Genomic DNA, 14,880 nt, shown 5'->3' on the forward strand with positions numbered 1-14,880 from the left:
GAAACGAATTTGCGTTTTAGAACATCTTTTAGCTGAAACTTGTGTAAGCAAGTTGAAATAGTTATTAGTTGATACAATTCATTCGTCAGGAAATAACGGGCTTTGAAGCAATTCAATGTTCAATATTTCTCCTGCGGAGAAAATTGTGGTTAAGCTAATAAGAGCACACGGAGGATGCCTAGGCGCCAGGAGCCGACGAAGGACGTGGCGAACAACGAAACTGCCTCGGGGAGCTGTAAGCAAGCTTTGATCCGGGGGTGTCCGAATGGGGAAACCCAGCTGTGGTAATTCGCAGTTACTCATTTCTGAATACATAGGAAATGTAGAGGCAGACCAGGGGAACTGAAACATCTAAGTACCCTGAGGAAGAGAAAACAATAGTGATTCCGTCAGTAGCGGCGAGCGAACGCGGAACAGCCTAAACCAAGGGGCTTGCCCCTTGGGGTTGTGGGACGTCTCACATGGAGTTACAAAGGAATATGGTAGGCGAAGAGGTCTGGAAAGGCCCGCGATAGAGGTAAAAGCCCTGTAGCCTAAACTGTGTTCTCTCCGAGACGGATCCCGAGTAGTGCGGGGCACGTGAAACCCCGTATGAATCCAGCAGGACCATCTGCTAAGGCTAAATACTACCTGGCGACCGATAGTGAAACAGTACCGTGAGGGAAAGGTGAAAAGCACCCCGGAAGGGGAGTGAAATAGAACCTGAAACCGTGTGCTTACAAAAAGTCAGAGCCCTATTACTGGGTGATGGCGTGCCTTTTGTAGAATGAACCGGCGAGTTACGTTTAACATGCAAGGTTAAGGTGAGAAGCCGGAGCCGCAGCGAAAGCGAGTCTGAATAGGGCGATTGAGTATGTGGACGTAGACCCGAAACCGTGTGATCTACCCCTGTCCAGGGTGAAGGTGCGGTAACACGCACTGGAGGCCCGAACCCACGCATGTTGAAAAATGCGGGGATGAGGTGGGGGTAGCGGAGAAATTCCAATCGAACTCGGAGATAGCTGGTTCTCCCCGAAATAGCTTTAGGGCTAGCCTCGGTGAATGGAGTGGTGGAGGTAGAGCACTGATTGGGTGCGGGGCCCGCAAGGGTTACCAAGCTCAGTCAAACTCCGAATGCCATTAACTTCTTGCCGGGAGTCAGACAGTGAGTGCTAAGATCCATTGTCAAAAGGGAAACAGCCCAGACCATCAGCTAAGGTCCCCAAGTGTGTGTTAAGTGGGAAAGGATGTGGAGTTGCACAGACAACCAGGATGTTGGCTTAGAAGCAGCCACCATTGAAAGAGTGCGTAATAGCTCACTGGTCGAGTGACTCTGCGCCGAAAATGTAACGGGGCTAAACACACCACCGAAGCTATGGCTAGATACTTTGTATCTGGGGTAGGGGAGCGTTGTATGTAGGTTGAAGGTGTACCGTAAGGAGCGCTGGACAGCATACAAGTGAGAATGCCGGTATGAGTAACGAAAAGATCAGTGAGAATCTGATCCGCCGAAAGCCCAAGGTTTCCTGAGGAAGGCTCGTCCGCTCAGGGTAAGTCGGGACCTAAGGCGAGGCCGAAAGGCGTAGTCGAAGGACAACAGTTTGAAATTACTGTACCACCGTAATCCGCTATGAGCGATGGGGTGACGCAGGAGGGTAGTGACGCGGACTGATGGATGTGTCCGTCTAAGCAGTGAGGCTGATGTGTAGGCAAATCCGCACATCATTAAGGCTGGGCTGTGATGGGGAGCGAAAATTGTAGTAGCGAAGGTCATGATCTCACACTGCCAAGAAAAGCCTCTAGCCAGGAGAAGGTGCCCGTACCGCAAACCGACACAGGTAGGCGAGAAGAGAATTCTAAGGCGCGCGGAAGAACTCTCGTTAAGGAACTCGGCAAAATGACCTCGTAACTTCGGGAGAAGAGGTGCCTCGGTAGGGTGAATAGCCCGAGGGGGCCGCAGTGAAAAGGCCCAAGCGACTGTTTAGCAAAAACACAGGTCTGTGCGAAGCCGCAAGGCGAAGTATACGGGCTGACGCCTGCCCGGTGCTGGAAGGTTAAGGGGAGTGGTTAGGGGTTAAACCCGAAGCTGTGAACCGAAGCCCCAGTAAACGGCGGCCGTAACTATAACGGTCCTAAGGTAGCGAAATTCCTTGTCAGGTAAATTCTGACCCGCACGAATGGCGTAACGACTTGGGCGCTGTCTCAACGAGAGATCCGGTGAAATTTTAATACCTGTGAAGATGCAGGTTACCCGCGACAAGACGGAAAGACCCCATGGAGCTTTACTGCAGCTTGATATTGAATTTGGGTACGATCTGTACAGGATAGGTGGGAGCCGTTGAGGCAGGAGCGCAAGCTTCTGCGGAGGCGCCGTTGGGATACCACCCTGATCGTATCTAGGTTCTAACCTAGTGCCCTTACCGGGTACGGGGACCGTGTCAGGCGGGCAGTTTGACTGGGGCGGTCGCCTCCTAAAGAGTAACGGAGGCGTTCAAAGGTTCCCTCAGAATGGTTGGAAATCATTCGCAGAGTGCAAAGGCATAAGGGAGCTTGACTGCGAGACCTACAAGTCGAGCAGGGACGAAAGTCGGACTTAGTGATCCGGTGGTACCGCATGGAAGGGCCATCGCTCAACGGATAAAAGCTACCCTGGGGATAACAGGCTTATCTCCCCCAAGAGTCCACATCGACGGGGAGGTTTGGCACCTCGATGTCGGCTCATCGCATCCTGGGGCTGAAGTAGGTCCCAAGGGTTGGGCTGTTCGCCCATTAAAGCGGTACGCGAGCTGGGTTCAGAACGTCGTGAGACAGTTCGGTCCCTATCTGTCGTGGGCGCAGGAAATTTGAGAGGAGCTGTCCTTAGTACGAGAGGACCGGGATGGACGTACCGCTGGTGCATCAGTTGTTCCGCCAGGAGCATGGCTGAGTAGCTACGTACGGACGGGATAAGCGCTGAAAGCATCTAAGCGTGAAGCCCCCCTCAAGATGAGATTTCCCAATTAGTAAGACCCCTTGAAGACGACGAGGTAGATAGGTTGGAGGTGGAAGTGCAGCAATGCATGGAGCTGACCAATACTAATCGGTCGAGGGCTTATCCAACTTTCGAACAACGCAGATTCGTTTCGGATTCAGTTTTCAGGAATCAAATTCCTGAAGCATTTACGCTGTAAATGCCCGTTTGGTGGCGATAGCGGAGGGGTTCCACGCGTACCCATCCCGAACACGACCGTTAAGCCCTCCAGCGCCGATGGTACTTGGACCGAAGGGTCCTGGGAGAGTAGGACGCCGCCAAGCACATGAAGCCATTGTTGAGCAATCGACAATGGCTTTTTTGTGTCCTATAGAGAATAGTATTACAATTACTTATGGCCCTATTTCTGGTACTGCTTGTGCATTTTGTGCATAGCTTGTGTATAATTCGGCGGCAAATAGAAAGAAATGAAAACTTATACACATGTGGATAGATTATATTTTTTAACAAGTACTCCCCAATTCATGTGGATATCGTATTAGATAATGTGGATACAACAGAGGGAATTGTGGATGGATGCGTAAAGGAGCGTAAAGTTATGGACAAGCACGGCAACCTTTTGTGGACAGAGGAATTTATGGTTCATGCAAGTGACACTGATTTTCGGTCAAGAGGCAAGCTCTCTTTTCTTCTTGATATTATGCAGCGTGCTGCGGATTCGGCTGTAAGCAGCCTGGGTCTAAGTATTGATACAATGCTTAATGCAAGAATGGGCTGGATGGTTATCACACTCGATCTGGATCTTCGACGTTTACCGTCGCCTAACGAGCTTCTTAAAGTGCGTACCTGGAGTAAAGGAAACAAAGGAGCGCTCTGGCAGCGGGATTATCGGATTTTTGATAGTAATGCTGAAGAACTGGCGGCGGCACGCTCGATCTGGGCGCTGGTGGATATGGATAAGCGGAAGATCCTTCGTCCTTCAGCCATTCCCATTGCTGTAGAGCCTTATCTGGAGGATTCGGTAGGAAGCCTCCCGGACAAAGTAGTGATTCCCGCTGATCTTTCTCTGCAGGAAGCCTATCGCTATCAAGTAAGGTATAGCGGGCTCGATAACAACGGGCACCTGAACAATGCAAGGTATGTAGATTTATGCTGCGATGCGCTAACCCTGGAGGAATGGGAAGAGCTTGAGCTCAGCGGTCTTCACATAACCTATGCGCAGGAAGCCCAGTATGGCGAGGACATTAGCATCTTACGGTCTTCATGGACTGAAGAAGGTGTCTATGTACGCGGTCAAGGCGGGGGCAGAGTGTTTTTTGAAGCATGTCTAAGGTTTGAGAGATAAACTTTTAACAACAACAGTCTTAAATGTAGTTTCTTCTCATGGCAGCCACTCTGTTTTCAGAGAACTGCCTTTTTTTCGTATATAAAGCTAATTCCAGGGATGTCACAAATAAGCAGTTGGCATTCGTTATACAGGTGTAAAAGGAAAATGGAGGTGATTCTTTTGGAGCAAGGCAACCCCGGGGGCCAAGTGAATCCAAATATGATTGAAGAAGCGATTAATAAGGTGCGTGCAGGTGAACGGCAAGCCTTTACAACGTTAATTACTGCATATGAGCGGCAGATCTACACATATTGCAATTATATATTAAGAAGCCGTGAAGAAGCAGAGGATGCTGTGCAGGACATATTCGTAAAGGTGTATCAAGAGCTTAGGCATTATGAGAAGCGTGTCTCTTTTTCAGCCTGGTTATATAAGGTAGCGTATCATCATTGCCTGGACCAGCTTCGCAGACGTAAACGCCGCAGCAGATTGTTGTCACTTTATAAATTACAGCTGGTACGGGATTATTCAGGATTCCCAGACGATTCGCCTGTGGACAAACTGTTTGGCACTCTTAATCCGGAAGAGCGAGGGTTGTTAATTCTTCGTGTAGTTGAACAATATAGTTTCGAAGAAATTGCACAGATAACCGGGAGCAGTTCTGCCGCTCTCCGCAAGAAGTATGAACGGCTCCGGAGAAAACTGATCCAGCAAAAAGCGAACGAAGGAGGATGCACTCGTGGAGAAGTGGCAGAATCAAACTGAGAAGCAAATGATGGAGCAGATTCGCAGCAGCATCGGAAAGGTTCAGCTTCCTGTGGACAGTTACAATGAGCAAATTATGAACCGTATTGAGCATATGGAGATCAAAGGAGGCAGCAAATTGATTAAAAAGACATTAGCAGCCGCATGTGTGGCCGTAATGATCGGGTTAGGTACAGTAACAGCAGGATTCATCTCCCCTGTATGGGCCGATACATTGAGTCAATTCCCCGTATTCAGCAGTATTTTCAAGCACACCGAGAACCCGGGTTTGAAATTGGCGGCGGAAAAGGGCTTGACTACTTCACCTAACATGAGCGTTACAAAGGATGGAGTTACTTTAAGTGTTACAGAAGTATTTTATGACGGTACCCGGCTAGCCATTGGATTTGAGAGAGCAGGAATCATGGATGAACGGGTTCTGGCGGAGATTACTGATTTCAAAACACATGACTTTGATCAGTCGACCAAAGGGCTACTGGGGCTGCCTGTGGTTACTCAGGTGTCAGGTGAGCCCATCAGCTTCGGCTCCTCTTCTACAGGTGACGTAGAGGGACAACCCCAAACCCTTCTGTTGGAGCTGAATGAACTGCGGAACACCGCAGCTTTGGGAGACGAATTCAAGGTGAATATCAGTGTGCCGGTTGCTCAGATCGCAGAGCCGTTTGAGTTCCAGGTAACGGTGAAAAAAGTAACGGAGGGAGTAATTAATCTTACTCCAGGTCAGGGGGCAAGCAAAGGCTCCTTCCATTACACAGTGAAGAGTCTGGACATTACGCCTGCTACCCTAAGATTGATCGTAACCAGTGAAGGGGAAGTGCCTGCCTCGGCGGAGCAGACAGGAGAATATGCGCCTACCGAAGTATTCTATGAGCTTGTGGATGATGCCGGCAATGTGATCAATCCCCGGCAGATGGGGTATGCCATGGCCAAAGCAGTTCAGCATCCTATTCTGGATAATCTGTACAATACCTTCCCGCAAATTCCCAAGACGATTACGGTCAGACCGTATACATGTACGTTTGATAGTGAGCTGAATCTTTTGCTGGATGCTAATGGTGAACGGGTAAAAACTTATTATAAAGAACTTGAGACCACTATAGTGATTCCTTAAGGCAGAGAAATAATTCGTAAAATGAGAAGTTTACTTGTCCGCATCTGCATAGCAGGTGCGGATTTCTGTGTAATTATAGCAGCGTTAACGGAATATAGATCTCACTTACCGAGTCCGGATTATCCGGGCCAAGATAACCTGCACCGTAATATTCAAATTCATAAGTGAGGTTTAGGCGATAATCAGTTCCGGGCAGAAATACGCCATATATATATTTGTATGTAGCGGAGACTTCTGCTGAGGGACCTTTATGCAGAAATTTAAGATAACGCGCTGGTGGCAGGATGTGGACGGGAAGATTGCTATCTGCTTGTCCTCTGTTTGCCCGAAATGTAGTGCCGGATGGTAAAGGCGATGATGCGTTCAACTCACAGGCACAGAGAAAAGAGATGCCGCTATCCTCATAGTTATCCGGCCAATAACCAAGCTGATAATACCTCTCCGGAAGCTTACGTTCGGGTATAGAGGAGATACTGCTGAATAGCTGTTCCCAAGCTGCTCCAATAATGGAATGATCGTTGTTAACCGTAATAAATGGTCCCTGGAGCCTGATTTCCCCGAGCGCAATAATCTCTGGAGCTGCTGTATTATGGCCGGTCCAGTGCGGCAGATCCCTGCTTTGAATAGGATGGAGCAGCATAGGGATATCCGGATTTGATTTTTGGCGGATACGGGTGGGGGTGGTATGGAGCAATCTTTTGAAGGCACGGGTGAAGGTCTCATAATCATTAAAAGAATAATCCAGCGAAATATCCTGAAAGGTGCGCCAGGAACTTCTCAGAATCTCACGTGCAGCCTCGGAAATTCGACGTCTTGCGATATAGTCGCCGGGTGTCAGCCCGGTAACCCCCTGGAACAGCCGGATAAAATGATACAGCGAGTAACCGCTCACTCTGGAGAGGGTCAGGACAGACAATGGTTGCTTCAGATTGGATTCAATGTACTCAATCGCTTGCAGAATAAGCTTGCAGTTAGTCATGAGCTCTCTCCTCGTACTAATTTACTCTAGAGCCCACTCCCCCCAGGAGGCAGCCCATACAGGAACTCTGACATGGCGGACACGGTCGGTAGCAGGAAAATAGGCTTTCATATCGAGCACAGGCGTTCCTGGATAGGCATCCAGTCCGGTAACCTCAACAATTCCCTGTTCAACATCAACGGACACAATTCCGGCCACAGAAAGGCCAATGGGATTAGGGCGTACGGGAGAACGTGTGGCAAATACACCAGTTACCGGAGCCTCATATGGAGGCTCAATCTGCGTAGTACGCCGGAAGGCATCGTCTGCAAATTCATGAATCCACCAGAGAATCTGGCAGTGGCTGAAATCAGCCAGCCCCTTCAAGGCAGGTCTGTATTGCGGTTTAATCTCGAGACGCAGGTTGTGCTGTGATCCGGATACGGATACTACACCTACTGATATAACATTATACGGTTCTGTTGTGAGCATTGGCTGTGACTCCTTTCGGCTGGGGAATAATTCTAGTCTATCTGAATGAAATGAAATCAGCCTGATGATATTTGCTGTCTTTTATCCCGTGGTATAATAGGTTGTTGATATGGAGGGGAGAGAATTATGAAGGTACTGGTACTGGCGGAGAAGCCATCGGTTGCCCGGGAGATTGCCCGGGTGCTGGGCTGCGGAAATAAGCAAAAGAGCTATATGGAAGGTCCGAAATATGTGGTTACCTGGGCTCTGGGTCATCTGGTTGGCCTGGCTGAGCCTGAGGACTATAACAATAAATATGCTACCTGGGCATTGGAGGATTTGCCGATTCTTCCGGAGAAGGCCAAGCTGAAGGTGCTGCGGGAGACCAGCCAGCAATACAAAGCGGTACAGCAGCTGATGAAACGGCAGGATATTGAGGAGCTGATCGTTGCGACGGATGCTGCGCGTGAGGGGGAGCTGCTGGCACGCTGGATCATGAATATGGCTGGCTGGAAGAAGCCGTTCAAGCGGCTGTGGATCTCCTCGCAGACGGATAAGGCGATTAAGGAAGGCTTCGCCGCGCTTCGTCCGGGCAAGGACTTCGACCGGTTGTATGAGTCTGCCCGCTGCCGTGCAGAGGCGGATTGGATGATCGGGCTGAACATTACGCGCGCCTTAACCTGTAAGTTCGGTGCGCCGCTCTCGGCAGGACGTGTACAGACACCTACGCTTGGCATGATTATGGACCGGGAGAATGAAATTACAGGCTTCCGTTCCCAGGAATACGATCTGCTGACTGCTGATTTCGGCAATTTCCAGGCAGGATGGCGTGCGCAGGGCGGGGACGGCCGGATTTTTGACAGAGACAAGACGGGTATCCTGAAGGAGAAGCTGACCGGCCGCAGTGGACGGATTACCAAGGTGCACAAAAGCGAGAAAAGTGAACCCCATCCGCTGGCCTATGATCTGACAGAGCTGCAGCGGGATGCAAACCGTAAATTTGGCTTCTCGGCCAAACAAACCTCAAGCCTGCTGCAAAAGCTGTATGAACAGCATAAGCTGGTTACTTATCCGCGTACGGACAGCCGCTACCTGACTGCCGATATGACGGGTACGCTAAAAGAAAGATTGGACAGCGTAGCAGTCGGACCGTATGCGGCCCTAGCTAGACCGCTACTGCGCAAACCGCTGCCGGTTACGAAACGGATTGTTGACGACAGTAAGGTCAGTGACCATCACGCAATTATTCCAACAGAGCAGACGGTATTGCTTAATCTGTTAAGTGCGGAAGAACGGAAGCTGTATGATCTGATTGTACGGCGGTTCATCAGCCTGTTCTATCCTCCGGCACGTTATGATGCAGTGGCTGTAACGGTGAGCGTGGAGGGAGAAACGTTCCAGGTTAAAGGCACTACGGTTAAGGACGCGGGTTGGCGCGAAGTCTATGGCGGGGATATGAGTTCGGATGAGGATGAGGAGAGCTTAGCTGACGAACCGGCAGCGGGCAGTGTGAAGCTGCCGGAGCTGCGTGAAGGTGACAGTGTGAAGATTGAGCGCTGCATCATCAAACCCGGCCGGACGCAGCCGCCGAAGCGTTATAATGAAGCTTCGCTGCTGACGCAGATGGAGAAGTACGGGCTGGGAACACCGGCAACCCGTGCGGATATCATCGAGAAGCTGGTCAGCTCGGATACGATTGAGCGGCAGGGTAATCTGCTGCATCCGACCGGCAAAGGCAAGCAGCTGATCGGACTGGTCTCAGGACAGCTGCGCACTCCGGAGCTGACAGCACGATGGGAAGCGGAGCTGGAGAAGATCGCGCGCGGGCAAGGGCGTCCGGAGCCTTTTCTGCAGGGCATCCGCAGTATGGCACAGGAGCTGGTGTCCGGAGTCAAGAATAGCGCAGCGGAATACAAGCCGCATAATGTCTCTAATAGCCATTGTCCGGAATGCGGGACAAGAATGCTGGAGAAGAAGACCAAACGCGGCAAGCTGCTGGTCTGCCCCAAAGAGGACTGCGGCTATACCCGGGCAGGGGAGAAGCAGCTGTCGAACCGCCGCTGTCCGCAGTGCCATAAGAAGATGGAGCTTAAGGAAGGCAAGGCAGGGATGTATGTGCAGTGCCTCGGCTGCGGGATTACGGAGACGATGGATAAGGACCACAAGCATATCAACAAACGTGAACAGCAGAAACTGGTCCAGCAGTACAGCAAGCCGGAAAGCGCCGGCGGCTCTAACCTTGGTGAATTGCTGAAGGCAGCGATGGAAGCCAAGCAGAAGGGGAAATAAAATAGCCTAAAGTGTAAGGGCAACAGTGCATTAGATGAAGTAAGTGGCAAAAAACGAGCGGAGATACAACGAAGATAAAAACAAAGATAAAAACAAAGATATAACGAAGACAAAAACAAAATACAACGAAGATGCAAGCCAAGATACAAACGAAGATACAACGAAGATAAAAGCAAAGATACAAACGAAGATACAAGCGTAAGACTAGTTAACGTAAGAGCAGCACGTTTATTCTAAGCTCTGTTATATAGAAGTTAATTTCCCTTCCAGAGAGGGAATGCCTCGAGAACAACAAGACTGCCGGAGCATCCGGTGGTTTTGTTGTGTTTATGGAAATCGCGGAGCTGGCTGGTGTATGACAGAAGATTAAGTGTAATGTTACTTTACGAAGGCTGTCCAAGGGGCGGCAGATATGTTTTACTTAGAAGATTGAAGCTGGACAGGGTTATTAGGGTTCCGGCAAATATAGTGGAGCGGGTGATGAAGTGGCGGCGGCTAAGCAACAAGAGGATCAAATTCAATCGGTACAAGGCTCAGGCAAGAGGGGGGGCAGCCGGTTTTTCTTTTTGGTGATTGTCTTTATGTTCTGGTTCTCTTCTTATATCTATGTGCCTGTGTTGTCTCCGTATGTGGAGCATCTGGGAGCTTCTTATGTCATGGTTGGAGCGGTGCTGGGCGTATACGGCCTGATGCAGATCTTGTTCCGGTTGCCGATCGGAATCGGTTCGGATTATCTTAACCGGCGGCGGCCGTTTATTTATCTGGGGCTGATCGCCAGCGGAGCAAGCTGTCTGCTGTTCCTGGCTGGTGCTCATCCGGGCTGGGCGCTGGCTGCACGTGCCGTCTCAGGGATTGCGGCCTCCGCGTGGGTCGTGTACTCGGTGATGTTCGCGGGGTATTTTCCGAAAGAAGAGGCTGGTAAAGCGATGGGCATGCTGCAGTTCACAACGGTTATTGCCCAATTGACCAGTATGATGATCAGCGGCTATATGGTCGATCACTGGGGCTGGAACACTCCGTTTATTATCGGCGGGATTGTGGCGGCGGCAGCGCTGCTGCTTGCACTACGTCTGCCTGAACAGAAGCAGGAGAAGCGGAATGCGATTCAGATAAAAGATCTTGCCGGAGTAGTCCGGGAACCGCTGCTGGTCAAGGTCTCGCTTTTGTCCGTGCTGGCGCATTGTGTACTGTTCATTACGATGTTCGGCTATACGCCGAATCAGGCGCTGGATATTGGAGCGAGCAAAGAAAGTCTCGGCTGGCTGACGCTGGCTTTCATGCTGCCGCATGCGATTGCCACACTGTACGGCTCACGTCTATTCGGCAAATGGCTTGGGGACCGGGGAACGTTAATGCTGGGTTTTGCCGGGAGTGCGGTATTCACGCTGCTGATTCCCTCTATGCCTACTCTAGCCGCTCTCTGTGCAACGCAGATTGGGAACGGCTTCATGCAGGGTCTTATTTTCCCGCTGCTGCTGGGTAAATCGGTGTCGGGAGTCGCTCCGTTCAAACGGGCAACGGCTATGGGCTTCTATCAGGCGGTGTATGCCATAGGGATGTCAGGGGGACCATTTGTTGCAGGATGGATGAGTGCGGCGTATGGACTGACCGGCGGTTTCTGGCTTGGCGGAATTGCGGCGCTGCTTGCTGCAGTGTTGTCCTGGCTATGGATCAGAGAGGCCGGGGAACCGGGCACAGGGAGCAGACAAGAGCGGCGGATACTTGGCAGGCAGGGTTAGGTTTATTGTAATAGAAGGGGTCCCCGCAAAGTACCTGAGTGATCACCTGCGCCAAAACCTCACTTTGTGGGGGAACTTATTGGTTTTTTGCCGAAAAGGGTAATATAATAGAGAGTAGATAGGATGCAAGGAGGAGGGGCCGGAAGGATGGTCAAGGTTGTATTGCTGTGGTTCGCACTGATCAATATTATCGGGTATGTAGTGATGTCGGAAGACAAGAACAAGGCCCGCAAAAGACGGGATCGGGTGCCGGAGAAAACACTGTTTCTGCTCGCGTTCATGGGCGGCGCGCTGGGTGTGCTGATTGCCATGTACCGCAAGCGCCACAAGACGAGGCATACTTCCTTCAGGATTGGAATTCCGCTGCTGCTGCTGCTGAATATCCTGCTGTATGGATATTTTTTGAGTTAAGTTTCTTGTAGTTTGGCTAAGGCTGTACACAATAGAAAGAGGTGGCGTATATGTTATTCTCTAAAATTTTGCTAGCCTATGACGGTTCGAAGGCTTCCAATCAGGCATTGGAACGTGCGATTGAACTGGCCAAGGTAACTCCAGGGTCCTCCCTGTACGTCGTACACGCATTTGAATTCCCGCGGTTCTTCATCGGGGAAGCTCTCGCGCCTCTGCCGGCATCAGTGAACAAGGATTATTATGACCTCGCGGTCCAGACTACGGATGAAGTGAAAAGCCGGCTGGAAGCCGAAGGCCTGAACGCTACTGTAGAATTGCTGCAGGGATCGCCTGCCGAAGTGATTCTGGCTTATGCCAAAGAGCACACGGTGGATGTCATCGTTATCGGCAGCCGCGGGCTTGGCGGAATCCGGGAGTTCGTTCTGGGCAGCGTCAGCCACAATGTAGTGCAAAGCGCGCGCATTCCGGTGCTGGTTGTTAAATAATAGAGATACTTGCAGAGGAGCGCTTAGGCGTTCCCCTTTTTTTCTGCGGAGATGGCCGGAATAGGCGGAATAAGAAAATTAAATGTGCCCAAAAGCGAACATTTGAGAGACATGATATGACAATGTTCGTGTTTAAGTTGACACGAAGTGTAGGGCATTGTTAAACTGAACCTATGAAGAGCTCGTATAAAACCGGGGATAAGGCCCGGAAGTTTCTACCCGGTAACCGTAAATTGCCGGACTACGAGGAAATAGGATAACTGAAACGGCCAGCCGCCGCCGCATATACCGGGGGTGTGCTCTGCGCCGGCTCTCTTAAAGGCCGGGTATCTGCAGATGCCGGAGCAGTACTCTCCTAATTCCTTAGTAGTCCGGGTCCACCCGCAGCAAAATGCGTCTGGAATCCGGGCTATTTTTTTCGGATTTATGGGAAACTAGAGGGAAATGGGACACACTTAAATCCAAGGAATATCTATAAAGGGAAACGGAAGGCTGGGTGAACAATGTCTGTGCAAGTAGGTGTCATTATGGGCAGCAAATCGGACTATGAAACTATGGAGCATGCATGTGCTGTGCTTGAGGAGCTGGGTGTGCCTTATGAGAAAAAGGTCATCTCGGCACATCGCACGCCGGATCTGATGTTCCGTTATGCCGAGGAAGCGGTGGAGCGCGGCTTGAAGGTGATTATCGCCGGAGCGGGCGGTGCGGCGCATCTGCCGGGTATGGTGGCAGCCAAAACTACGTTGCCGGTCATCGGGGTGCCTGTGCAGTCCAAGGCGTTGAACGGCCTGGACTCGTTGCTGTCGATTGTGCAGATGCCGGCTGGCATCCCGGTAGCCACGGTAGCCATTGGCCGTGCCGGAGCTACGAATGCAGGGCTGCTGGCGGCGCAGATCATCGGTGCTTTCGAGCCGGAGGTGGCGAGAAAGGTGCAGCTGCGGCGCGAGGCGATCCAGCGCGAAGTGCTGGAAAGCAGCGAGACGCTATGAGACCGATGGAGTCGAAGACCGGAGGCTTGGAGAACTTGGAGCAGCAACGAGCAGAGCGGGATCAAGCTGGAGCTGAGAGAATGGAGCGCCGGGAGGAGGCAGCCGCTGGTGCTGTTGAAGCACCAGGGGCGGGAACGCCCCGGACGCTGCTGCCCGGCGCGACGATCGGCGTGCTCGGCGGCGGGCAGCTCGGGCGCATGATGGCGCTGTCCGGCAGCGCCATGGGGTACCGCTTCGTGGCGCTGGACCCTGCGCCGGATGCGCCCTGCGGGCAGGTTACGCCGCAGATTATTGCGGCGTACAACGACCGGGATGCGGCGCGTGAGCTGGCGCAGCGCGCGGACGTGATCACGTACGAGTTCGAGAACGTCGACGCGGGCGTAGCCGCGCTGCTGACGGAGGAATCGTACGTGCCGCAGGGCAGCGCGCTGCTGTATACGACGCAGCACCGGCTGCGCGAGAAGGCGGCCATCGAGGCGGCGGGCGTGCCCGTTGCCCCGTACCGCAAGGTCGGCAGCCTGGCGGAGCTTGAGGCCGCGGCTGCCGAGCTGGGCCTGCCCTGTGTGCTGAAGACAGCCACAGGGGGGTACGACGGCAAGGGACAAGCCGTCATCCGCCGGCCGGAAGAGCTGGCAGCAGCGTTCCGGCAGGTAGCACCGGGAGCGGCGGCTCCAGCACCGCAAGCAAGCGGGGTAGCGGCTTCGCCCGACTCGCCGGGAGCGGCTGAAGCGAAAGACGCTGCCGAAGCCAGGCCACATGCACCCGAGCTGGTGCTGGAGAAATTTATCGCCTTCCAATGCGAAATTTCGGTCATAGCCGCCCGCAGCGCGTCAGGTGAAGTCAAGAGCTTCCCGCCCGCCGAGAACATACACGTAGACAATATCCTGCATCTCTCGATTGTACCCGCCAGGGTGCCGGAGGAGATTCAGCGGCGGGCCTGCGAGCTGGCCGAGCAGATTGTGTCCGGCATGGATGCCGTTGGACTGCTGGCTGTGGAGATGTTCGTGACGGAGGACGGAGAGCTGTTCGTTAACGAGCTGGCTCCGCGCCCGCATAACTCCGGGCATTATACAATGGATGCCTGCGTAACCTCGCAGTTCGAGCAGCATGTGCGGGCGATCTGCAATCTGCCGCTGGGCGACACTACGCTGCTTACGCCTGTAGTCATGGTGAATGTGCTCGGCCAGCATCTGGAGGGCGCCATTCAGGCGGCCTGCAGTGCGGATGAAGAATCAAACCGGCTTGGGGTATCCCCTAAGCTTCATATATATGGCAAGACTGAGAGCAAGACCGGCCGCAAAATGGGCCATATCAACCTGCTCTGCAAGGACACCGGAGACGGCCTGTCCTGGGTAGAGCAAACTAACTTTTGGAGGAACTGACAA

11 protein-coding genes, 2 rRNA genes and 1 riboswitch are annotated in these 14,880 nt (G+C 52.2%); of the genes, 11 read left to right on the forward strand and 2 right to left on the reverse strand.

Annotation, left to right across the window (positions count from 1 at the left end; genetic code table 11):
- The first annotated feature begins 147 nt into the window (after window positions 1–147).
- From NSQ73_RS33585 to NSQ73_RS33605, 5 genes are all read left to right on the forward strand, one after another.
- Window positions 148–3,078, forward strand: a 23S ribosomal RNA gene (locus NSQ73_RS33585).
- A 78-nt stretch (window positions 3,079–3,156) separates the two neighbouring features.
- Window positions 3,157–3,273 (forward strand): 5S ribosomal RNA (gene rrf / locus NSQ73_RS33590).
- A 275-nt stretch (window positions 3,274–3,548) separates the two neighbouring features.
- Window positions 3,549–4,295, forward strand: coding sequence for an acyl-[acyl-carrier-protein] thioesterase (locus NSQ73_RS33595; protein WP_340990498.1), 747 nt, complete (start codon window positions 3,549–3,551; stop codon window positions 4,293–4,295).
- A 153-nt stretch (window positions 4,296–4,448) separates the two neighbouring features.
- Window positions 4,449–5,042, forward strand: a complete 594-nt coding sequence (locus tag NSQ73_RS33600; protein WP_340990729.1) for an RNA polymerase sigma factor — start codon at window positions 4,449–4,451, stop codon at window positions 5,040–5,042.
- The gene (locus NSQ73_RS33605; RefSeq protein WP_340990499.1) at window positions 5,017–6,153 is read left to right on the forward strand and encodes a DUF4179 domain-containing protein; all 1,137 of its coding nucleotides are present in this window, start codon (window positions 5,017–5,019) and stop codon (window positions 6,151–6,153) included. Before NSQ73_RS33600 ends, NSQ73_RS33605 begins: the two co-directional genes overlap by 26 nt.
- Before the next feature lie 73 nt (window positions 6,154–6,226).
- On the opposite strand, the gene NSQ73_RS33610 is transcribed toward NSQ73_RS33605, so the two are convergent.
- The gene (locus NSQ73_RS33610) at window positions 6,227–7,132 is read right to left on the reverse strand and encodes an AraC family transcriptional regulator (RefSeq protein ID WP_340990501.1); all 906 of its coding nucleotides are present in this window, start codon (window positions 7,130–7,132) and stop codon (window positions 6,227–6,229) included.
- 21 nt (window positions 7,133–7,153) lie between these two features.
- A complete protein-coding gene (locus tag NSQ73_RS33615; RefSeq protein WP_340990503.1) occupies window positions 7,154–7,603 on the reverse strand; it encodes an SAM-dependent methyltransferase in 450 nt (149 codons plus the stop codon).
- Between the two features lie 126 nt (window positions 7,604–7,729).
- Here NSQ73_RS33615 and NSQ73_RS33620 point away from each other — a divergent pair, with 126 nt between their 5' ends.
- The 6 genes from NSQ73_RS33620 to NSQ73_RS33645 all read left to right on the forward strand — a co-directional run bounded on the left by NSQ73_RS33620 (window position 7,730) and on the right by NSQ73_RS33645 (window position 14,877).
- Window positions 7,730–9,871 (forward strand): DNA topoisomerase III, encoded by a 2,142-nt coding sequence (locus NSQ73_RS33620; protein WP_340990504.1) that lies wholly within the window; start codon window positions 7,730–7,732, stop codon window positions 9,869–9,871.
- 485 nt (window positions 9,872–10,356) lie between these two features.
- A complete protein-coding gene (locus NSQ73_RS33625) occupies window positions 10,357–11,610 on the forward strand; it encodes an MFS transporter (RefSeq protein WP_052421655.1) in 1,254 nt (417 codons plus the stop codon).
- 147 nt (window positions 11,611–11,757) lie between these two features.
- The gene (locus NSQ73_RS33630; RefSeq protein WP_039310312.1) at window positions 11,758–12,021 is read left to right on the forward strand and encodes a DUF1294 domain-containing protein; all 264 of its coding nucleotides are present in this window, start codon (window positions 11,758–11,760) and stop codon (window positions 12,019–12,021) included.
- Window positions 12,022–12,071: 50 nt separating this feature from the next.
- Window positions 12,072–12,506, forward strand: a complete 435-nt coding sequence (locus NSQ73_RS33635) for a universal stress protein (RefSeq protein ID WP_042133392.1) — start codon at window positions 12,072–12,074, stop codon at window positions 12,504–12,506.
- Window positions 12,507–12,668: 162 nt separating this feature from the next.
- Window positions 12,669–12,770: riboswitch (purine riboswitch) on the forward strand.
- 239 nt (window positions 12,771–13,009) lie between these two features.
- Window positions 13,010–13,495 carry a 5-(carboxyamino)imidazole ribonucleotide mutase gene (purE, locus tag NSQ73_RS33640; protein ID WP_042133394.1) on the forward strand — a complete coding sequence of 162 codons (486 nt, stop codon included), beginning with the start codon at window positions 13,010–13,012 and terminating at the stop codon, window positions 13,493–13,495.
- Between the two features lie 80 nt (window positions 13,496–13,575).
- Entirely contained in the window at window positions 13,576–14,877 is a 1,302-nt protein-coding gene (locus NSQ73_RS33645) for a 5-(carboxyamino)imidazole ribonucleotide synthase (protein WP_340990730.1), read from the forward strand.
- Window positions 14,878–14,880: the final 3 nt, after the last annotated feature.

This window comes from Paenibacillus sp. FSL R10-2736, from assembly GCF_038000245.1.
GTDB lineage: Bacteria > Bacillota > Bacilli > Paenibacillales > Paenibacillaceae > Paenibacillus_AQ > Paenibacillus_AQ phytohabitans.